The organism is Parvibaculum sp. (assembly GCF_049651025.1).
Lineage (GTDB): Bacteria > Pseudomonadota > Alphaproteobacteria > Parvibaculales > Parvibaculaceae > Parvibaculum.
The window spans coordinates 12,856-32,257 of the sequence record NZ_JBASBH010000081.1; the positions used below are offsets into that span (position 1 = coordinate 12,856).

The 19,402-nt window shown below is 59.1% G+C and carries 17 protein-coding genes; 6 read left to right on the plus strand and 11 right to left on the minus strand.

From position 1 onward, the window contains the following. Nucleotides 1-109 precede the first annotated feature (109 nt). Nucleotides 110-1,402 (plus strand): L-fuconate dehydratase, encoded by a 1,293-nt coding sequence (locus WA943_RS10920; RefSeq protein ID WP_424469907.1) that lies wholly within the window; start codon nt 110-112, stop codon nt 1,400-1,402. A gap of 20 nt (nt 1,403-1,422) precedes the next feature. Here the strand turns inward: WA943_RS10920 and WA943_RS10925 are convergent, their stop codons facing one another. Both WA943_RS10925 and WA943_RS10930 read right to left on the minus strand, forming a co-directional pair. Then, entirely contained in the window at nt 1,423-2,304 is an 882-nt protein-coding gene (locus WA943_RS10925; protein WP_424469908.1) for a patatin-like phospholipase family protein, read from the minus strand. 32 nt (nt 2,305-2,336) lie between these two features. Continuing rightward, nucleotides 2,337-3,863: an FAD-dependent oxidoreductase gene (locus WA943_RS10930; protein ID WP_424469909.1), complete on the minus strand. Its 1,527-nt coding sequence runs from the start codon at nt 3,861-3,863 to the stop codon at nt 2,337-2,339. Between the two features lie 348 nt (nt 3,864-4,211). Here WA943_RS10930 and pgm point away from each other — a divergent pair, with 348 nt between their 5' ends. Further along, a complete protein-coding gene (gene pgm / locus WA943_RS10935) occupies nt 4,212-5,858 on the plus strand; it encodes a phosphoglucomutase (alpha-D-glucose-1,6-bisphosphate-dependent) (protein WP_424469910.1) in 1,647 nt (548 codons plus the stop codon). A gap of 26 nt (nt 5,859-5,884) precedes the next feature. Here the strand turns inward: pgm and WA943_RS10940 are convergent, their stop codons facing one another. Then, complete coding sequence (locus WA943_RS10940; protein ID WP_424469911.1) at nt 5,885-8,149, minus strand: nitric-oxide reductase large subunit; 2,265 nt, start codon at nt 8,147-8,149, stop codon at nt 5,885-5,887. Nucleotides 8,150-8,419: 270 nt separating this feature from the next. Here WA943_RS10940 and WA943_RS10945 point away from each other — a divergent pair, with 270 nt between their 5' ends. The 3 genes from WA943_RS10945 to WA943_RS10955 all read left to right on the plus strand — a co-directional run bounded on the left by WA943_RS10945 (nt 8,420) and on the right by WA943_RS10955 (nt 12,545). Continuing rightward, nucleotides 8,420-9,940 carry a thymidine phosphorylase family protein gene (locus WA943_RS10945; RefSeq protein WP_424469912.1) on the plus strand — a complete coding sequence of 507 codons (1,521 nt, stop codon included), beginning with the start codon at nt 8,420-8,422 and terminating at the stop codon, nt 9,938-9,940. A 58-nt stretch (nt 9,941-9,998) separates the two neighbouring features. After that, the gene (locus WA943_RS10950) at nt 9,999-11,603 is read left to right on the plus strand and encodes an MBL fold metallo-hydrolase (RefSeq protein ID WP_424469913.1); all 1,605 of its coding nucleotides are present in this window, start codon (nt 9,999-10,001) and stop codon (nt 11,601-11,603) included. 192 nt (nt 11,604-11,795) lie between these two features. Continuing rightward, on the plus strand, nt 11,796-12,545 hold the full coding sequence (locus tag WA943_RS10955; protein ID WP_424469914.1) for a helix-turn-helix domain-containing protein: 750 nt from the start codon (nt 11,796-11,798) through the stop codon (nt 12,543-12,545). A gap of 13 nt (nt 12,546-12,558) precedes the next feature. Here the strand turns inward: WA943_RS10955 and WA943_RS10960 are convergent, their stop codons facing one another. The 6 genes from WA943_RS10960 to WA943_RS10985 form a co-directional block, all read right to left on the minus strand. Next, a complete protein-coding gene (locus WA943_RS10960; RefSeq protein ID WP_424469915.1) occupies nt 12,559-13,440 on the minus strand; it encodes a universal stress protein in 882 nt (293 codons plus the stop codon). A gap of 395 nt (nt 13,441-13,835) precedes the next feature. Continuing rightward, a complete protein-coding gene (locus tag WA943_RS10965; protein ID WP_424469916.1) occupies nt 13,836-14,087 on the minus strand; it encodes a hypothetical protein in 252 nt (83 codons plus the stop codon). 76 nt (nt 14,088-14,163) lie between these two features. Next, nucleotides 14,164-14,466, minus strand: coding sequence for a transposase (locus WA943_RS10970; protein ID WP_424469917.1), 303 nt, complete (start codon nt 14,464-14,466; stop codon nt 14,164-14,166). A gap of 157 nt (nt 14,467-14,623) precedes the next feature. Next, the gene (locus WA943_RS10975) at nt 14,624-15,031 is read right to left on the minus strand and encodes a hypothetical protein (RefSeq protein WP_424469918.1); all 408 of its coding nucleotides are present in this window, start codon (nt 15,029-15,031) and stop codon (nt 14,624-14,626) included. A gap of 69 nt (nt 15,032-15,100) precedes the next feature. Next, the gene (locus tag WA943_RS10980) at nt 15,101-16,132 is read right to left on the minus strand and encodes a hypothetical protein (RefSeq protein ID WP_424469919.1); all 1,032 of its coding nucleotides are present in this window, start codon (nt 16,130-16,132) and stop codon (nt 15,101-15,103) included. A gap of 21 nt (nt 16,133-16,153) precedes the next feature. Further along, a complete protein-coding gene (locus tag WA943_RS10985) occupies nt 16,154-16,981 on the minus strand; it encodes a CsgG/HfaB family protein (RefSeq protein WP_424469920.1) in 828 nt (275 codons plus the stop codon). Between the two features lie 350 nt (nt 16,982-17,331). On the opposite strand from WA943_RS10985, the gene WA943_RS10990 reads away from it, so the two are divergent. Next, a complete protein-coding gene (locus tag WA943_RS10990; protein WP_424469921.1) occupies nt 17,332-17,877 on the plus strand; it encodes a hypothetical protein in 546 nt (181 codons plus the stop codon). A gap of 38 nt (nt 17,878-17,915) precedes the next feature. On the opposite strand, the gene WA943_RS10995 is transcribed toward WA943_RS10990, so the two are convergent. Continuing rightward, the gene (locus WA943_RS10995) at nt 17,916-18,596 is read right to left on the minus strand and encodes a LuxR C-terminal-related transcriptional regulator (RefSeq protein WP_424469922.1); all 681 of its coding nucleotides are present in this window, start codon (nt 18,594-18,596) and stop codon (nt 17,916-17,918) included. Nucleotides 18,597-18,679: 83 nt separating this feature from the next. After that, the gene (locus WA943_RS11000; protein WP_424469923.1) at nt 18,680-19,183 is read right to left on the minus strand and encodes a hypothetical protein; all 504 of its coding nucleotides are present in this window, start codon (nt 19,181-19,183) and stop codon (nt 18,680-18,682) included. Between the last annotated feature and the right edge of the window lie 219 nt (nt 19,184-19,402).

Sequence of the window (19,402 nt, forward strand, 5' to 3'; positions counted from 1 at the left end):
CGCCCTTCGGCCCTTGCTTCGGTCACACTGATCCCCAACGCTCTTGACGAAGTTGTTTTATATATGTCTTTTTAGTTTGTCCATAAAACACAAGGCTTTCGATCGGAAAATGACAAATTCGGGTGCTATCAAGATTACCGGCTGGCGGACGCATGATATCCGCTTTCCGACATCGCAGGGTCTTCACGGCTCGGACGCGATGAATCCGGACCCGGACTATTCCGCAGCTTACGTCGTCGTGCAAACCTCTTCGCCTGAACATTCGGGCCACGGCCTTACATTTACGATCGGGCGCGGCAACGAGCTTTGCGTCGCCGCGATAGATGCGCTGATGCCGCGCCTTGTCGGCCTGAGCCTTGGCGATATTGCGGCGGATATGGGCGCTTTCTGGCGCCATGTGACGAGCGACTCGCAACTGCGCTGGCTCGGGCCGAACAAGGGCGTCATGCATCTGGCGACCGGCGCGGTCGTCAATGCGGTCTGGGACCTCTGGGCGAAGGTCGAGGGGAAACCCGTCTGGCAACTCGTCGCCGACATGTCGCCCGCCGAGCTGATTGCCTGTATCGATTTTCGTTATCTCACCAATGCGATCACGCCCGACGAGGCGCTGGCGCTTCTGACGCGCGCGCAGGAGGGCAAGGCCGAACGCCGCAAACTGCTCGAGGCGAAAGGCTATCCTGCCTATACGACGTCGGCGGGATGGCTCGGCTATGACGATGAGAAGATACGCGGGCTATGCCGCCAGGCGCGCGCCGATGGCTGGACGCATCTGAAGATCAAGGTCGGCCGCGATCTCGCCGACGACATAAGGCGCTGCCGCGTGGTGCGCGAAGAGATCGGCTATGACTGCAAGCTGATGATCGACGCCAATCAGGTCTGGGAGGTCGATGAGGCTATTGAATGGATGGGCGAGCTTGCGCAGTTCAAGCCCTGGTTCATCGAGGAACCGACATCGCCCGACGATATTCTCGGCCATCGCCAGATCCGCGCGGCGATCAAACCCATCGGCGTGGCGACGGGCGAGATGTGCCAGAACAGCGTGATGTTCAAGCAGTTCATGCAGGCCGATGCGATCGACATTGTGCAGATCGACGCCGCGCGCGTCGGCGGCCTCAATGAAAATCTCGCGATCATGCTGCTCGCGGCAAAATTCGGGAAACCCGTTTGTCCCCATGCGGGCGGCGTCGGGCTTTGCGAATATGTGCAGCATCTCTCGATGATCGATTACCTCGCAATCTCGGGCACGATGGATGGCCGCGTCGCGGAATTTGTCGATCATCTCCACGAGCATTTCGTCGACCCATGCGTGACGCGTAACGGGCGCTATATCGCGCCGACGGCGCCGGGCTTCAGCATCGAGATGAAAGCGGCATCGATCGCCGCGCATGAAGTCCGCACGTAATTTGTGACGCAGGCAATCGGCTAGGCGTGCTGGCGCGCGTGGCGGTGCGTGTGCAATTGCGCATGGAGACCGGGCCGATCGAGGCCGCCATCGGCAAGCCAGGCATCGGTGCTTTTGACGGCGCGATCGATCAGCTTGGCTGTCTGCGAGAAATCGTAAGGCGAGCCGGTGAGCGGGCAGAGCGGCGGCACGACGAAATAATCGATTGTGTGATCGAGCGCCTGCAACTCGGTCATCAATTGCCGCACGATCAGCAATGTCAGCGCATGCAGCGCATTGGCGACCGCGCCGGAGGGTGGCTTTTCGAGGGCGCAGGCATAGCCGGTGGGAAGAACGATCAGGCGCGTCGCGCCGTGCTCCACCGCAACCTTGACCGGCGTATTGCTCGATACCGCACCATCGACCAAATATTGATCATTGAAATGCACAGGCGCAAAAGCTGCCGGTATCGCCGTGCTTGCGATGACGGCTTGCGCTGCCGAGCCATGCGACAGAACCACTGTGCCGCCGGTCAGAATGTCGGTGGCGACAATATGCACGGGGATTTTTGCATCTTCGAGATTGCGATAGGGCAGATATTCGTCGATGAGCTCGCGCAAGCCTTCCGACGATATGAGGAAGTCGCGCTGGTACAAAAATCCGAGCATCGTTCTCCAGGTGAGCGGAAAGACGTCGCGCCGATGCAGCTTTCGCCAGATCGCCTCCAGTCGCTGAACGCCTGCAATCGTCGGATCGGATGCATAGTAAGCGCCGTTCAGCGCGCCGACGCTTGAGCCCACGACCATGTCCGCGGCGACCCCGTGCGCCGCAAGCGAATGGAGCATGCCGACCTGAATGGCGCCGAAGCTGCCGCCGCCTGCAAAGACGAAGGCTGTTTTTTTCGGAAGCGTATCGTTGTGCAAGGGTAGGCCTCCCAGGTTTCCCGGTGCCGCCGCTAGGCCAGAACTTCGCGCTCCATCCGCGCTTCGGCCCGCAGGTTTTCGAGGTCGCGATATATGGAGGCGACGGCGAGCACGCGGCCCTTGTGCTTGTATTTCAGCAGGCAGTCCTTCGCGTTGATGTCGCCCTCGGTGACGATCTCGTCCCATTGTTCAGCATGGCCGACATAGTTGATCGGCACGTCATAATGCTGGCTCCAGAAGAAGGGGACCGCATCGAATTTCTGCTGCTGGCCAAGCATGTTGAGCGCCGCAACCTGCCCCTGACGCTGGGCGACGACCCAATGCTCCACGCGGATATTCTGGCCGGAATAAGGATCGGGCCAGCGCGCAATGTCGCCTGCCGCATAGATGCCGGCGACACTGGTTTCGAGAAAGGCATTCACGAGCACGCCGCGATCAAGCGCGAGACCTGCCTGCTCGGCAAGGGTCGAACGCGGGCGCACGCCGATGCCGACGACGACGAAATCCACATCGAGAGTGCCGCCGCTTTTGAACGTCGCCTGCTTGCCGTCGATCGACGTCACCGTGTCTTCAAGGTGAAAGATGACGCCATGCTTTTCATGCAGCGCGCGAACGAAGTCGCCCATGTCGGCGCCGAGGACGCGCTCCATGGGCCGCTTTTCGGGCGCGACGACATGCACCTCTATGTCGCGTGCGCGCAACGCTGCCGCCGCTTCAAGCCCGATGAAGCTGGCGCCGATGACAAGCGCGCGCCGCCCGCCATTTGCGCCTTCGATGATGGCGCGGCAATCAGACAGGGAGCGCAGCGTGTGGACGTTGGGCTGCATCGCGCCCGGAATGGTGAGGCGCACAGGCTCCGCGCCGGTCGCAAGAAGCAGCCGGTCATAGGGGATGCGCTCGCCGCTCGCCGTGACGACATGGGCACTTTTGGTGTCGATAGAGGCGACATCGGTGTTGAGCTGCAGGTCGATGCCCGCCTCGTCATAATAGCTGTCCGGCCTCAACGGCACCCAGTCCTCCGGCGCGCTGCCTGCGAGATAGTCCTTGGACAGGTTCGGCCGGTCGACGGGCGCTGCGGCCTCGTTGCTCAGCATGGTGATGCTGCCGCGATAGTTCTGCCGACGAAGCTGTTCGGCGGCGGCAAAGCCTGCGGCGCCGCCACCGATGATGACGATTTTCTCCGGTGCGGAGCCGGATATCTTCACGCTGGATTTCGGCGTTTCGAGTTTCTCGCGAACGAAGATCAGTCCGTCTCGCTGCTCGACCTGCCAGCAAGAAATCGGGCTCAAGGCGGGCGCGCGCGTGGCCTCGCCGCTGCGCAGATCGAAACAGGCATGGTGCCAGGGGCAGCGTATGGTCGTGCCGACCACCAGCCCTTCTGAAAGCGGCCCGTGATAATGGGTGCAACTAGCATCGACGGCGAAAATTTCCGCGCCGGAGCGCACCAGCAAAACATCCTCGTCGCCCACATGGCCGACCAGCTTGCCCTCGCCAAGCTCTGCGAGTTTGATGCCGCGAGTGAGATCGGGACCGCTGGCCGGAGACTGCTCTTGCGTCATGATTTTCTCCTGGAATGACGGTGCGGCGTCAAAGCCTCCGCCGCGCGGTGCCGGGAAATAATGCCGGGCATCGATATGCTAGCCTCAGTTAGACGGCTGCGTGAACAGAATGGTTCCCGGATTTCGGCCGCGAACCTCATTGCGCGGGATGGCCGGGAACGTCGCATCAGCGCCTTGTGGCGGGCGTCGCAAAGCAATCTACCTGTGGGATTCTGCCGTCTGGATAAAGTGGCATTCTGGCAATCAGGTCGCGCGAGGCGATATTGTCACAGGCGGACGCGTTGACTTCGCTGGCCGATGAGCGGAAATAATTCGCGCCAATCGTTCCGGGATGAAAGCAATTCAAATATGACTGCCAAGGACAATCCGCTTGCCGGCAAACTGGCTCCGGCATCGATGCTTGTGAACGTGCCAAGGCTGGTGACGGCGTATTTTACCGGCGTTCCCGATCCGAAGATTGCGTCGCAACGCGTGTCTTTCGGAACCTCCGGCCATCGCGGCTCGGCTTTCGATTGCGCGTTCAACGAGGCGCATATTCTGGCGATTGCGCAGGCCGTTTGTCTCTACCGGCAGAAGGAAGGCATCGACGGTCCGCTCTTTCTCGGCATGGACACGCATGCGCTGTCGGAGCCGGCCTTTGTGAGCGCGCTTGAAGTTTTCGCCGCAAACGGCATCGAGACGATGATCGATTCGGGCGGCGGCTATACGCCGACGCCTGTGATCTCGCATGCGATCCTGACCTACAACAAGGGCCGCAAAATGGGGCTGGCGGATGGCATCGTCATTTCGCCGTCGCATAATCCGCCGGAAGATGGCGGCTTCAAATATAATCCGCCCAATGGCGGCCCGGCCGATACGGACATTACCGGCTGGATCGAGAAGACCGCCAACGGGTTTCTGGAAGCAAAGCTCGAAGGCGTGCGCCGCATTCCATATGAGCGCGCGCGCAAGGCGGCCGGCATTCACGCCTATGATTACATCACGCCCTATGTGAGCGATCTTGCCAATGTCATCGACATGGAAGCGATCCGCGCAAGCGGCGTCAGGATCGGCATCGATCCGCTGGGCGGCGCGGCCGTTCACTACTGGGCGCCGATCATCGAGCGGTACAAGATTGCAGCGACCGTCGTGAACGATGCTGTCGATCCGACATTCCGCTTCATGACGATCGACTGGGACGGAAAAATCCGTATGGATTGCTCGTCGCCCTATGCGATGGAGCGGCTGGTCGGCATGCGCGCGAAGTTCGACATCGCCTTTGCCAATGACACCGACGCGGATCGCCATGGCATCGTCTGTCCATCAAGCGGGTTGATGAATCCGAACCACTATCTCGCGGCCTCGATTTCCTATCTCTACGGCAATCGGCCCGACTGGCGCGCCGGGAGCGCGGTCGGCAAGACGGTCGTCAGCAGCGGCATGATCGATCGCGTGACGAAAAAGCTTGGTCGCAAGCTTGTCGAAGTGCCGGTCGGCTTCAAATGGTTCAGCGCCGGGTTGATCGATGGATCGATTGGATTTGGCGGCGAGGAAAGCGCGGGCGCGTCATTCCTGCGCCGCGACGGCACGGTGTGGACGACGGACAAGGACGGCATCACGCTCGGCCTTCTGGCCGCGGAAATGACCGCGCGCACGGGCAAGGACCCGAGCGGCATTTATAGCGACGTCACGAGCGATCTCGGAACTTCGTTTTACGAGCGGATCGACGCGCCCGCATCGCCGGTGCAGAAGGCCGCGCTGAAAAACGTCTCGCCCGAGCGCATTGCGGCGCGCGAACTTGGCGGAGAGGAAATCGAGGTGAAGCTCGACAAGGCGTCGGGCAACGGCCAGTCGATCGGCGGCATCAAGGTGGCGACGGAAAACGGCTGGTTCGCGGCGCGGCCCTCCGGTACCGAAGATGTCTACAAGATCTATGCGGAGAGCTTTCGCAGCCAGGAGCATCTGCGACAGATACAGCATGACGCGCAAGGCATCGTGGACGGCCTGATGAAATAGCCCCGAAGGGCGAGAGGCGCCTGGCGCTATCGCGCGTCGCCTGTCGCCCTCCAGCGCGAGATATAACCCCAGCCCAGGGCGGCTGCCAGCGGCAGGGCGCCGAGGAACATGAACACCAGATCGCCCGGCATGCGCAGCCATTCCAGCGTGCGGGCCAAAGGCGTGGCCGTGTAGGCGAGGCTGCGTGCGTGCCAATAGCCGTTGGCGATCACATCGAGCACCTGCATCACGCCTCCGGGGAAGAGGCTGAGGAAGACCATCATGGCAAGGCCGATGTTCAGCCCCCAGAATGATAGACGCACGAGCCGCTGAAGCTTCGGCCAGACTTCATCGGCCACGATTTCGCGCAGCACGAAGACCATCAGACCGGCACCCAGCATTCCGAAGACGCCCATCATCGCCGCATGGCCGTGATTGGGTGTCAGGATCGTGCCGACTTCGTAATAGCTGATGATAGGCGTGTTGATGAGGAAGCCGAAGACGCCTGCACCTAGGAAGTTCCAGAAGCCGACCGCCATCAGGAAATAGAAGGTCCAGCGATGACGCTCGACCATGCTGTCTGTGCCGCGCGTGGCTTTGACGAAATCCCAGGCATCCAGCGTGATGAGGGTGAGCGGCACGACTTCGAGCGCGGAGAAGACGGCCGAGAAGGCCATGTTCACTTCGGTCTGGCCGGTCCAGTACCAGTGATGGCCTGTGCCGATCAGCCCGCCGCCGAAATAGAGAATTGCATCGAGATAGATGGTGCGCAGCGCCGTGATCCGCCGCACGAGGCCCATCTCGTAGAAGATCACGGCGACGATCACCGTCACGAAGAATTCGAAGAAGCCTTCGACCCAGAGATGGATGATCCAGAAGCGCCATGCATCGACGATGGTGTAATTGGTCTGCGAGCCGAAGAAGAGCGCGGGCAGATAGAAGAGCGGAATGGCGAAGGCGGCGATCAGGAAGAAATTCGCAAAGCCGCGTTTTGCCGGATTGCGCCGCGCAGGCGCGATGGCGCGCCAGATCAGGAAGAACCAGAACAGCAGGCCGATTGCGAGCAGGATCTGCCAGAAGCGACCAAGCTCGAGAAACTCCCAGCCCTGATTGCCGAACCAGAACCAGGTCGTCGGCAACCATTGCAGAATGCCGATCCATTCGCCAAGCATGCTGCCTACGATGACGGCGGCGATGGCGCCGAAGAGCAGATGAATGCCAAGCGCCTGTTTCGGCGGGCTTTCGCGGCCGAGCAACTCGGCGACGAAAAGCGCGCCCGCGACATAGGAGGTTGCGATCCAGAAGATCGCCGATTGCAAATGCCATGTGCGCAGCAGATTGCTCGGGAAATAGGCGGCGAGATCGATGCCGTAAAAGCTGCCGGGATCGGCGCGATAATGCGCAACGCCAGCGCCGAAGAAAGTCTGCCCGAGCAGCAGCACGGAGGCGACGGCCATATATTTGAGCGTCGCCTTCTGCGCGTCGCTCAGAACCCATTTTTCGACGGGCGCAGGCGCGCCATGCCAGCCGAGATAATCGAACTTGCCGAAAGCGAGGAGAACGATGGCTATGCCGCCGAGAAGGGCGATGAAGCTGATCGCCGTCCATAGAAGCGCCGCCCCTGTCGGGTGGTTTCCGGCGAGCGGATCATAGGGAAAATTATTCGTGTAGGAATGCGTCGTGTCAGGGCGCTGGGCGACGGAGCCCCATGCGGCCCAGACGAAGAACGCCGTGAGATTGTGCAGCTCTTTCGGGTCGGTAATCAGCTTCGCCTTGAGGCCGCCATTCAGTTCGGGGTTTTCGAAATAGGCCTTCCAGCGCGCGATTTCATCGGAGAAGGTCTCCGCCCCCGCCGGCAGCAGGGTGAGCGTGCCGGTCGCGGCATCATATCTGTTGACCTTCATCAGGCTCGCGACTTCGCCATCGATCGCGGCGCGCTCTTCGACGGCGAGCGCTTCGTAGCTCTTTGCGAAACGGGCCTGCGCGCGGCGCTCGGCGAGATCGAGCGCCCAGTTGTGCAGAACCTCGGCGCCGAAGTCGGGGCCGAGATAAGCGCCGTGGCCCCAGACGGAGCCGTTATTCATCAACCCGTATTTGAGGAACACTTCCTGCCCGGCGCGCACATCGTCGCCGGTGAATACGACGTCGCCTGCGACGTCCACCGCGCGGTCGGGAACCGGCGGTGCATTCTGATAGGCTTTGAATGTCAGGAGGATCAGGACGCCGAAACCGAGAATGAAGGTTAGCGCTACAGCGCGCGCCCACCAGGGCGAAAGCTCTTCATGCGGATCAATGGGTGTTACATGAGTCATGAATCCCCCCGGAGCCAGCTATCTGCTGACAACATGATTGCAGCAATTATCAATGGAGGGATAGCGCTAAATTTGTCGGCCTCCTGCGCGCGCGCCGGGCGGCTTGACGCTTTCGCGCAGAAGGACACTTCCTCTTGTGTCATCCGCGCTGGCGACTGCCGCCTTATTTCCTCCGTACTTCTACTACCTTGATTTAAATCCCGAATTTGGCGTCAGATGGTTCGATACCGGCCGCAGGCGTTCAGCGCGGCCCAAGGATGCAGAAACTCCATGAAGTTACGGATCAGGCGAGTTGCTCTGGACACGTTGCGGGAAAATGTCGCGGTGCTTTCCGCGTCATGCGCCGCATTGCGGCCGGAAGCCTTTCAGGCGTTCAGGCGTCTGAAGATCGATCACGAGAGCCGAACGCTCATTGCCAGCCTCGATGTGACCCATGATCGGGCATTGGTCGGCCCCGACGAGATCGGATTGACCGACCCCGCTTTCCGCCGCCTGGGCCTGAGTGAAGGAACGGAAGTGTCTGTGTCCCCGGCGCAGCGCCCGCAGAGCCTCGATGCCGTTGGCGAGAAAATTTCAGGCGCCACGCTGACCGGCCTGCAGATCGAGACAATCGTGCAGGACATTGCCGCTTATCGATATTCGGATATGGAGATCGCGGCATTTCTCGTCGGCTGCGCAGGCTTTATGACAAGCGCGGAACTTCTCGACCTGACGCGCGCCATGGCGAATGCCGGTGCGACCTTGCACTGGCCGTCACCCATGGTCGTCGACAAGCATTGCATCGGCGGTATTCCGGGAAATCGTACCTCCATGATCGTCGTCCCGATTGTGGCGGCCCATGGGCTGGTCATTCCCAAGACATCGTCACGCGCGATCACATCGCCGGCGGGAACCGCCGACACGATGGAAGTACTCGCGAATGTGGATCTGAGCGTCGCCGATATGCGCAGGGTCGTGGAGGAATGTAACGGCTGTCTCGTCTGGGGCGGGCATGTCAATCTTTCGCCGGTCGACGATATTCTGATCGGCGTAGAGCGGCCGCTCAATCTCGATACGCGCGAGCAGATGGTCGCTTCGATCATGTCGAAGAAAATGGCGGCGGGCTCTACGCATTTGCTGATCGACGTTCCTGTCGGCCCGACGGCAAAGGTGCGCAACCTCAATGACGCATTGAGGCTTCGCAAGCTGTTTGAATATGTCAGCGATCAGATCGGGATCAATGTCGAGGTGATCGTCACCGATGGCCGCCAGCCGGTCGGGCGCGGCGTGGGCCCGGTGCTGGAAGCGCGCGACGTGATGGCCGTGTTGCGCAATGAGGCCGCAGCTCCGGCAGACCTTCGGGAGAAATCGCTTCAGCTTGCGGGCAAGCTGATCGAGCGGGACCCGATGGTTCGCGGCGGCGCGGGCTATCGCATTGCCACGGAGCTTCTGACGAGCGGTGTGGCACTTGCCACGATGGATCGCATCATCGATGCTCAGGGACGTAAAAGCACCGCGCCTGCACTCGGCGCGCTGCATCGCGACATTCTCGCGCCGGAGAGCGGCATCGTTCGGGCCGCAGATTGCCTCCGCATCGCGCAGCTCGCACGCCTGGTCGGCGCGCCGCTCGATCGCGGCGCGGGCCTCGATCTGTTCAAGAAGGTGGGAGACCGGGTCGAGCAGGGCGAACCGCTGTTCCGCATATACGCAGCCGAACAATCGCATTTCGAACTGACCATTGCAGCGGCGGACGAAGAAAGCGGATTTGTTCTCGGCGCCAATTCGCAACAAGACGGAAAGGCCGCTTCATGAAAGACGCGTTCCTGCATCCGCTCGCAGATACATTGAGACGAGAAACGGGAGTTACATTGTGACAGTTACACTGGCCGTTCACGGAGCGGCGCACACCGTTACCGGATCATGCTATCTGCTGCAGACGGGCAATACGAAGTTTCTCGTCGATTGCGGCATGTTTCAGGGCACGAAAACGCTGAAGGCGCTCAACTATGAAGCCTTCCCCTTCGATCCGCGCTCAATCGACTTCGTTCTGCTGACCCATGCGCATATCGATCATTCGGGTCTGTTGCCGAAACTCGTGAAGCAGGGCTTCAACGGTCCGATCCATGCGACGAGCGGCACGATCGATCTTCTGAGTTGCATGCTGCCGGATTCCGGCCACATACAGGAACTTGAAGTGCGCGATCTCAATCGCCGCAACGCGCATCGCGGCCGCTCCGCCGTGACGCCGATCTATACGGCGAAGGACGCGGAAACGAGCCTGAAGTCTTTCGAGTCGGTTCAATACGACACCTGGTTTACGCCCGCGCCGGGCATTCGCGCGCGCTACTGGAATGCCGGGCATATTCTTGGCTCGGCGTCGATTGAAATTGAAATCGACACGCCGAAGGCCGCGCAACCGCATCTCCGCCTGCTCTTTTCCGGTGATATCGGACGGGGCGCGCAAATGTTTCATGCCGATCCGGATTCGCCGGAAAATGTCGACTATCTGATCTGCGAGTCGACCTATGGCGGGCGCACCCGCGTCTCGCATACGACGCAAGAGCGCAGGGCAATGCTTGCCGCCGAGGTGCAGGCAGCGTTGAAAAATCGCGGCACGCTCATCATGCCCGCCTTTGCGGTGGAGAGAACGCAGGAGCTTCTGGCCGATCTTGTGATGCTCATCAGCGAAAAGAAAATTCCCGAAGTGCCGATCTTTCTCGACTCGCCTCTGGCGATCCGCGCGACGGAAGTCTTTCTGGATCACGCCGACGAGCTTGAGAATGGCGACGACTTCCGTCGCGCCATGCGCACGCCGCTGCTGACGATGACTGTGTCGCCCGAAGAAAGCATGGCCATCGAGCAGATCGACGGCAATCACATCATCGTTGCGGCCAGCGGCATGTGCGATGCGGGTCGCATCCGGCATCATTTGAAAAACCATCTGTGGCGGAATAACTCGACGATCCTGCTTACCGGCTATCAGGCACAAGGCACGCTTGGCCGTATTCTCGAAGAGGGCGCACAGTCGGTGCGCATTCAAGGCGAGGAGATCAAGGTGCGCGCGCGCATCCGGCAGATCGAAACCTATTCAGGGCATGCTGATGGCCCGGCATTGGTGAAATGGGTGAGCGAAAGAGGGCCGGTGAAGCGCGCCACCCTGCTCGTGCATGGCGAGGAAGAGGGCCTGACGGCCTTGCACAACGATATTGCTACGCTGCGCGGCACTGGCGAGCGCATTCTCGAACCCGTGCTTGATGACGTTTTCGACCTGACGATCGATGCGACCGGCCCGCGTCTGCTGCCCGCCACCCGGCGATTGCAGGCGGAAATCGTCGGCCGCTTCGACTGGCATAATGATTTGTCGAAGCTGTGGCTCGATATTGCGGAGGAACTCGACAAGGCGGCGGACGACAAGTCGCGCAGCGTCGTCATCCGTCGATTGCGCCGGGCGCTTGAAGCCGCCAACGGCAAATGAGGCCAACGTCGATTATGCCCATGTAAAGAGGGCTTTAGCCGTAACCCTTTATTTCCGGCCATGCACCGGACGACATTGCCCACGAGGTGTATTCGCGCGCTACGTATTTTCCCCTAAGGGAGTTTGCGGATTTCGGTAGCTGAGACACGCGGTCATGATTTCGCTGTGAAACAACCGATGAGGCGGTGCGCTATGTCCACTAATCTTGTTCGGCTTGGAACGTCATCTAATGCAAGGTTTGCACGGCACGTCTGGCCGGTCATACCGGGCGGCTCGACGAAACCGGCAGTCCCGCCATGCGAAGAATTTGTCGCGCTGCGCGATTTCGGCGCGCGCATGTCGTTCGGTCGCAATGCGACGATCTTCAGCGAAGGCGAAGCCGCAAAATATTGTTACATGATCGTCAGCGGCTCGGCGCGGCTCTGCAAACTGCTGGCCGACGGGCGCAGGCAGATCACTGAATTCTTGTTGCCCGGCGACTTTCTGGGCCTGTCGGATATCGAGACTTACGCCATCAGCGCCGAGACGATATCGAACGTCGTGGTCTTGCGCTATCTGCGCAGCCAGGTCGAATTTCTCAGCGAAGAAGATGCGCAATTGCGCCGGAGCCTCGGACTTCTTCTGCGCAGACGACTGGGCGCGTCGCAAGCCCATCTGGTGCTGCTTGGAAGACATACCGTCAGGGAGCGCATCGCGTCTTTTCTTATTCAGATGGATGAGCGTCTCGGTGCCGATCCCGACCATGTCGGAGAGATCGACCTGCCGATGGGACGTCTCGACATTGCCGACTATCTCGGCCTGACGATCGAAACCGTTTGCAGGACGATCAGCGAGTTGAAGCGGGCGGGCGTCATCGATCTGCCCAACACTCATCGGATTGCCATTCGCCAACTCGCGACGCTTCGCGATCTCGCCGATGGCGGCGAGTTGATGAGCGCGTGAGCGTCGCCTGAAACTAATGCGCCATGAATATGGGTAGCTGTGCGCCTGCAAGAACATGCCGCGTGAAGCCACCGAATATGAGCTCGCTCAGGCGCGTATGGCTATAGCCGCCCATCACCAGCATATCCGCGCCCGCTTCCCGGGCGATCATCAGGATCGTGTCATGTATCGATCCGGCGGAATGAGCGAGGTAGCGGATTTCGGTTGAGATATCGTGCCAGCGCAAGGTCTTGGCGAGGGCATCGGCGCTTTCGACAGTCACGCTTTCATGTTCGGCAATGGCGATGAGCACCACCTGCCTTGCTCTGGACAGGAAGGGCATCGCCGCGGTGACGGCACGTGCGGCCTCCGGCGTGCTTTTCCATGCGATTGCGATCGTCTCGCCGATATGCGCGGGCACCAGCTTGGGCGCGAGCAGAAGCGGGCGGCCGCTGCCGACGAGCAGCGCGCCTGTCAGGCTCGCCATCGGGCTGTCTGAAAGCGTCGGGTGTCCCATGATGGTGAGATCGTGAACGCGGGCCTGCTCCATCATGACGTCCGCCTCGCGTCCCATGATCTCGGTCCAGGAGGATGAGGGCGCGCGCTTGCAGGGCGGCGCGCTGATCTGCTCGAGCTTTTCCTGCGCGCAAAAAGTCTCGAACACATGCTTCACGCGTGCTGTTCGATTGCGATCTTCTTCCTGCAGCACGGCCGCAATGTCACCGATGATGAAGGTGGTGCCTGTGCCCATGCCTATATCGTAGCCGGCGGCCTGCATGAATATCTGCGATGGATCGGGGCGGACATGGACGCAATCGAGGTGGCTGCCGAAAGTGCGCGCCACAGCGAGCGCCGTCTCAAGTACGATAGGGCCGCCTGAAAAACCCGTCGCCGGAACAAGTATGGATTTGAACATGTTGCTCATCGCCTTCCAGTTGAAGCACTCGTTCCGGCCCTTGGTGAAATGGCGCATTCGCTCGAACAGCGGCCTCGACCCGGCTTCGATATGGAAAAGATTTTAGACTGTCGCAGTTGCCGTTCTTTGATTGAAATCAGAATCCGGTTAGGTGCTTTTCCTTATGCTTTGGGAGATTGGCGGCTACCACTTTCGAGGTAAGACCGGCTGCGCCAAACGAGTATGATCCTTAGCCGGATGAGTGCTCGGCTTCAGCGTTGAATTTTTCTACTGTAATTACATCCACGCAATTCGTCATTCCCCCGACGAGCGTGGTGCCCCAACAGGCCGGTGGAGAGCCCCCCTCCGCCGGCCTAGCTATTTCCAGCGGCCGAATGCAACGGCTACGTTGATAGCTATTTGACCTGCAGCTTTTTGCGGTCCTCTGCCTCTTCCGGCTTAATCAGCTTGCACCGATACTCGATGCCCGAACCGGGCGAGGCGCCGGGTTCGGGGTTGTCATGCGCCGTACAAATTTCGATCGTGCCCGTCCACCTGTTCAGGCGATAGGTGACGCTGTCGGTGACAATGATTTCCCAGTGGAATGTGATGAGAAGTGCAATGGCGACCGCTACCGCGCCGACCAATATGGAAACATGAATGTTCATGTCTCGGGTCTTTCATGAAATGCAACGGGTGAGCGCCATGGCCGAAAACCCCGCTGCAAGGGGCGGCTCCGTAGCTCTACTTGCTCTTGCCTATGGGGGGATCCGAATGTTCGCTGCGTTTCTTGCAGAGAATGTCCCGCAGTACCTCATTGTCTATGAGGGCGTCTATCAGGCGCGCTTTCAGACGCCGGTTCTCTTCTTCGAGCTGCATCAAATTCTGTTCGGAGCGCGAGGAGCGCGCCTGAATCTTGTTCTTCCATGAATAAATAGTTGCGCCTGAAACATTGTATTTCTGGCTAAGCTGGGCAATGCGCGCGCCTTTCCGATATTCGTCCAGAATGGACGCTATCTGCTCGTCGGTGAATTTCGACCGCCTCATGGGGCGCTCCTTCGAGATGCTATGGCCTCCATTTTAATTCTCGACCGACATTGCTCGGCAGGAAGAGAGTGACAGGCAGCGACACCACGTCGCCAAGCTCAGCCTGGCAATAGAATGGGCGGCAAATTTTCTTCGCGACGTCGCCTGCCGATCTGCATCAATTGGCAAGCGAACTCAGTGCATCGCTCAGATTGTTGGTCTGCGACGATGTGCTGGTGCTTGCGCTCTGATCGCCGTGGCTGGCCTGGCCGACATCGATCTGTCCTGTCGAATTGCTCAGGATGACGCAAGTGGAGTTCGACGTGGCTGCCGATCCGCCGGAACCGCCGCCGCAGACGAGCGTCGTTCCGCTGTTGCCGCCGACAGTGGCGCTGGTGCTCTGCTCTGCCTGACGCTGAATGACGGCCATTGTCATGCCGTCCATTGCTGGAAAGCCCCAGGCTTCTGAATTTTGCCCGGCTTGAGCGAAGGCAATCGCAGGCGTGAGTGTTGCCGCGGACAAGGCCGCCAGCCCTATGAGCCAGCGCGGCGTTGTCTTTAGCCCTGGATAACTACGTCCTGACATGATCCCGTGTCCTTTGCAAAACGAGGAAAGAACGAGGGGGAGGAGATACGCACCTCCCCCTCGCAGACATCAGGGGGTGACGGGCGGAACTGCCGCCTTGACCGTGATGCTCGCATTGTTCCCGACTGCGGTTGCAGTGGAGGTCACGATCGAGCCAAGTGTGCCGAGCCCTGTGTAGCTGTTCAGGTCGACATTCTTGACAATCGACTTGGCGGAGACATCGGCGAAAGCGACTTGAGTGATATCGCCAACGAGAACGCCATTGTCGGAGCCGGCATCATACGCAATGTCGACGCTCGTGTTGTTGCCCACGGCAGTTGCCACGCTGTCAACTGTCGCGTTGGTGATATCTTTGACGATCGACTTCGCTTCGATATCAGACGAGTTGATGAGGCCCTCGGAGCCCGCATAAACCAAAGCAAGGGCGGCCGAGAGATTCGAGTTGCCGGTATAGGGAACACCAGTGATGCCTTCACCGTCGAAGTTGCAATTGAAGCCGCCGAACAGGAACTGCCCGTCATGCAGCGTGACTGCAACATCGGTTGAGATGGTTTGGTTGTTGCCCACAGCCGTTGCCGTGCTGTTGATCGAAGGAAGCTCCGTCAAGGCATCAAATGAACCGAGAGGTTCAACCGTCACCGGAACGTCGGTGAAGGCGGCGGTGAAGTTCACGTTGTTCGTGCCTTCAGAGACGGTGCTGCCAGTGACATCGCCGTTTCCGCTGAGATCGCCGCCCAAAGTTGCGGGCACGGTAGCGTCCAGCAGCTCCGGATCGACGTCCGGACCGTAGGGGCCGTTCCAGCTCACAGTAAAGTCGACCGTGCCGTCGGTGCCTTCTGAGGGCTGGTTGTTGTGGATGTCCTTGACGACCGACACAGCCTTCACGTCGCCGATGAACACTTGCAGTTTTTCGACATCAACGAGACCAGTCGGATCAAAGGTGCCATTGACGTCCACATTGATATCGAGGGTCTGGGTTACCGTCTGGTCCCAGGTCCAGTTGACATCATCGAACGCCAGAGCGGAGCTGCCGACGCCGAATGCAAGAAGGGCGGTTGTAGCACCTCCCAGCATAAGCACGGCTCTTTTGTGCTTCATCATGTGCTTTATCCTCCTTTGGGCTTAATGGGGGCTAAGCCTGTTCAGTTGCTTCGCCATGTGATCCGTCTGCACGAGATCGCATTTCTGCTCCTTCGGCAGATGGAGGAAGTCCGTCATGATTTGATAAACAGCCATTTCCACGACGGATCTGACGCCAAGCTGCATCGGTTCGTTTTTGATCGCTCCGGCATCAAATTGAACAAGGGTCGTTCCGAAGAAACGGAACACGCCCGCTTCGACCTCGTACCCGTAAATTTGTTTCTGAAGGCTGGTGACGTAGTCGACGGCGAAGGTCCGCGAATTCACGACGCGCATGTCGAGCGCGACGTTGATGACGACCATTTTCGCGCCGCCGCCAATACCAGTGACGAAAACCTGCGTGCCGCCGCTCACGATGTTGTAGTTGAGTTCGGTAAGGGCGCCTGTGATCACGAAGTCGCTCGCAGGCAGCATCGAGTAGTCGTTGACGCCGTGCGAGAGGTGGCCTTGCTCAGCCAGTTTCACTTCGGCGAGAGGAATGCGCAGATCCATGCGCTCGACGAGGCGCGCCTTCTTGGTCTTGTAAAGCGCACTGACGACCATCTCGGAGACGCCTTGCGTCAACTGATGGCCGTTTTCGTTGTAGTTGATCTGGCCCGTCTTGTCGGCAACTTCACCGACGGCAAATGTCGGAAGATGATTCCCCGGTACGGCCCCAAGATCCGACAGGCACTGGCTATATGGCGTCTCGTTATTCGTGACGGGAAAGCTGTACATCGGGTCTATGCCCTTGTTGCCGAATACGCCCGGAGACGAGCAACCGGCAAGAGCAAGCGCGATGGCAGAACAGACGACGAGTGGCTGTTTCATTGTGGCGCCCCCCTCCGGGAGCCTCCTTGTGAAATGGAGGCGATGACAACGGGATGTCCTGGGAGAAGGATACGTTTTTCAAAAAATAAAAATATAAACTGGTCGTGGTAACGACGCGGGCAAATGGCTGTATGCGGACTAACCCTTCGGGTAAGAATTATATAAAAAGCGCTATAAAAATTTAGTGCGCCGTTACCACTTTTGAGCAAATGGCAATGAACGCCGGAGGTGGTCTAATTCATAAATTGCGAACTTACGGCTCCGGCACCGATCATGGTGGGGGCAGCGTTCGCGTTTGCCCCGCCGTTCCCTCTGTTGCGAGCGGCGTTTATCTTCGGAAGGAACCTGGTATGAAAACGATGATGAACGCACGTCAACATCGCCGCGCCATGCTCGCCGGATCTTGTGCCGCAGCGGTTCTGGCTATTGGATTTTCAACGGCAGTGCTGGGAGCGGCAGGGCTGAACAATCGGCCGTTTTCATTCGGCTCATTCGCAGGGCCATCCATCGGAGTTGCCGGCGCACAAGCGCAGTTGAACAGCCAATTGTTCGGCGTCAGGCCCACCGATATTTTGCGCGGGCCGAACGGAACGCTCTATTCCGTCATTCAGGGGCCTGGACACAGTGCGCTTGTCTTCGATGCGGCAGGACGGCTTGTCGTCGGCTTCCCCGGCGCGACGTCGTTTGGCGCATATCGCGTCACGCCGTGGAACTACCCCACTTTGTATGGCGAAGAGGGCGGTGGTGAAGCCGCGCTGATCACCGGCGCCACGTTGACGAGCTGGACGACCATGGTCGGCGGCGGCGTGGCTATTCCTGGAACTTATATTTATCCGACCACAGAGAGCGCGATAAATATGTGGATCGCGCAGGTTTATGGCCTGACGGGAAAATAGCGTCACCGACGCATGGCCGTTATCGGGAGCTCGCTCAGCTAGGGTGAAGTGTTGTTGTTGCCTTGCATGCCCTTGTTCAACGCCCAAATGGCTGCCTGGGTGCGATTGAGCATATGCGTTTTTCTCAACACGCTCTTCAGATGAACTTTGACGGTTGCTTCCGCGATGTGGAGTTTGTTCGCGATACGCTTGTTTGAATCGCCATCGACCAGGCAAGTCAGAATTTCCAATTCTCGTTCCGACAACTCGGCGAAGTTATTGGGCGGATCGGCCGCGTGAAGCGTGGCGTTGTGCAAGCCGTTGCTCGAGATCAACGACGCCATTGAAGAGGGAAAGACTTTCTGATCGAGCAGGATGAGCTTCAGGGATTCGACGAGCGTCTCGCATGAAATGTTTTCAAGAAGGAAGCCGTCGACATTGGCAGCAAAACAGGCGCAGAGCTGCCCCATGTTGAGAAACTCCGTCAGTATGACGATGCGGCTGCTGGGGAGAAGCTCGCGCAGTTTCTGAATGCGGGGGGTGGGGTCTGTTTCCGTGGCGATAAGTTCGAGGAGCACAATATCAAAGCGCTCGCCGTTTTTGATCATTTCTTCGAGTGAGCCGATGTCTGGCGCGTCGTGCGCGATCCGACCGATCACTTCATTCAGCAATTTTGCCATTCCGGCGCGGAACAGGTGGTTTGAATCCACGATTGCAATCTTGGCGTCTTCGAGAAGCATTGTTGCCTCCGTAGTCAACTCAATGGCGCAGCATCGTCACCGGGTGTTGTGGGTGCCGCGACCTGTTACTTGAAAACGTTCAATCACCCGCGAACTTCGTGGAGAGCGGCCTGAAATCCGGCCAGAGAAAAAGGCGCGATAAGGATTTTCCCCCCGACTTCATAGGCAAGGACGCCCTCCTTGGTTTTTAGAAAAGCGCCGATCGCCTTATCGACGCTGTTTTCTGCGACTGCGATCTCGCAGAATTTTTCTGAACACTTGCCGATCTTCAAGCCGGCCTGCCAGCCATCGGACAAACGCAGGGCAGCCGGTTGCCCCGATTTGGCTCCCGGCAAAACGCGCAAGCCCATTCGGACAGGCTGACCAGGCGCCGAACGGCCGACGAGAATTTGAACACCTGCTCCTTCGAGGTAGGCGATGCAGGCATTCTTCTGAGGACACTGGACTGCCCAGCTCTGAAATTTATGTGTGGGCGTTTCTGCATGCGCCGTGGTTACGGCACTTCCAGCAAGAAGGGCGAGTGCTGCAAGCGAGCATTTGACCCAATTCAGTCTCGTCAGAATTTCGTCGGTAATCTGTCCGGCCATCACAATTCTCCCGTTCGGATACGACAGAGGAATTTCTCGATCCATTCACACGACCACACTTTATACGAAAATAAAACTAATACAGAGGTGGTAGTTTTCTAGTTAACAAAGTAGTTAATATTATAAAATGGCAATTATTGGCAAAATTATGAGACAAAAATGAAGTGAGTATTTTATCTAGTGTGTGGCCGGACGTTGCCTGAAAACGCCGTATTTCCG

Excerpts from the sequence above, each read along its gene's own strand:
- WA943_RS10985 (WP_424469920.1), bottom strand. The coding sequence starts at position 16,981 with ATGAAACAGCCACTCGTCGTCTGTTCTGCCATCGCGCTTGCTCTTGCC.
- WA943_RS10945 (WP_424469912.1), top strand. The coding sequence starts at position 8,420 with ATGAAGTTACGGATCAGGCGAGTTGCTCTGGACACGTTGCGGGAAAAT.
- WA943_RS10970 (WP_424469917.1), bottom strand. The coding sequence starts at position 14,466 with ATGAGGCGGTCGAAATTCACCGACGAGCAGATAGCGTCCATTCTGGAC.
- WA943_RS10990 (WP_424469921.1), top strand. The coding sequence starts at position 17,332 with ATGAAAACGATGATGAACGCACGTCAACATCGCCGCGCCATGCTCGCC.
- WA943_RS10965 (WP_424469916.1), bottom strand. The coding sequence starts at position 14,087 with ATGAACATTCATGTTTCCATATTGGTCGGCGCGGTAGCGGTCGCCATT.
- WA943_RS10980 (WP_424469919.1), bottom strand. The coding sequence starts at position 16,132 with ATGATGAAGCACAAAAGAGCCGTGCTTATGCTGGGAGGTGCTACAACC.
- WA943_RS10955 (WP_424469914.1), top strand. The coding sequence starts at position 11,796 with ATGTCCACTAATCTTGTTCGGCTTGGAACGTCATCTAATGCAAGGTTT.
- WA943_RS10920 (WP_424469907.1), top strand. The coding sequence starts at position 110 with ATGACAAATTCGGGTGCTATCAAGATTACCGGCTGGCGGACGCATGAT.
- WA943_RS11000 (WP_424469923.1), bottom strand. The coding sequence starts at position 19,183 with ATGGCCGGACAGATTACCGACGAAATTCTGACGAGACTGAATTGGGTC.
- WA943_RS10930 (WP_424469909.1), bottom strand. The coding sequence starts at position 3,863 with ATGACGCAAGAGCAGTCTCCGGCCAGCGGTCCCGATCTCACTCGCGGC.
- WA943_RS10995 (WP_424469922.1), bottom strand. The coding sequence starts at position 18,596 with ATGCTTCTCGAAGACGCCAAGATTGCAATCGTGGATTCAAACCACCTG.
- pgm (WP_424469910.1), top strand. The coding sequence starts at position 4,212 with ATGACTGCCAAGGACAATCCGCTTGCCGGCAAACTGGCTCCGGCATCG.
- WA943_RS10975 (WP_424469918.1), bottom strand. The coding sequence starts at position 15,031 with ATGTCAGGACGTAGTTATCCAGGGCTAAAGACAACGCCGCGCTGGCTC.
- WA943_RS10940 (WP_424469911.1), bottom strand. The coding sequence starts at position 8,149 with ATGACTCATGTAACACCCATTGATCCGCATGAAGAGCTTTCGCCCTGG.
- WA943_RS10960 (WP_424469915.1), bottom strand. The coding sequence starts at position 13,440 with ATGTTCAAATCCATACTTGTTCCGGCGACGGGTTTTTCAGGCGGCCCT.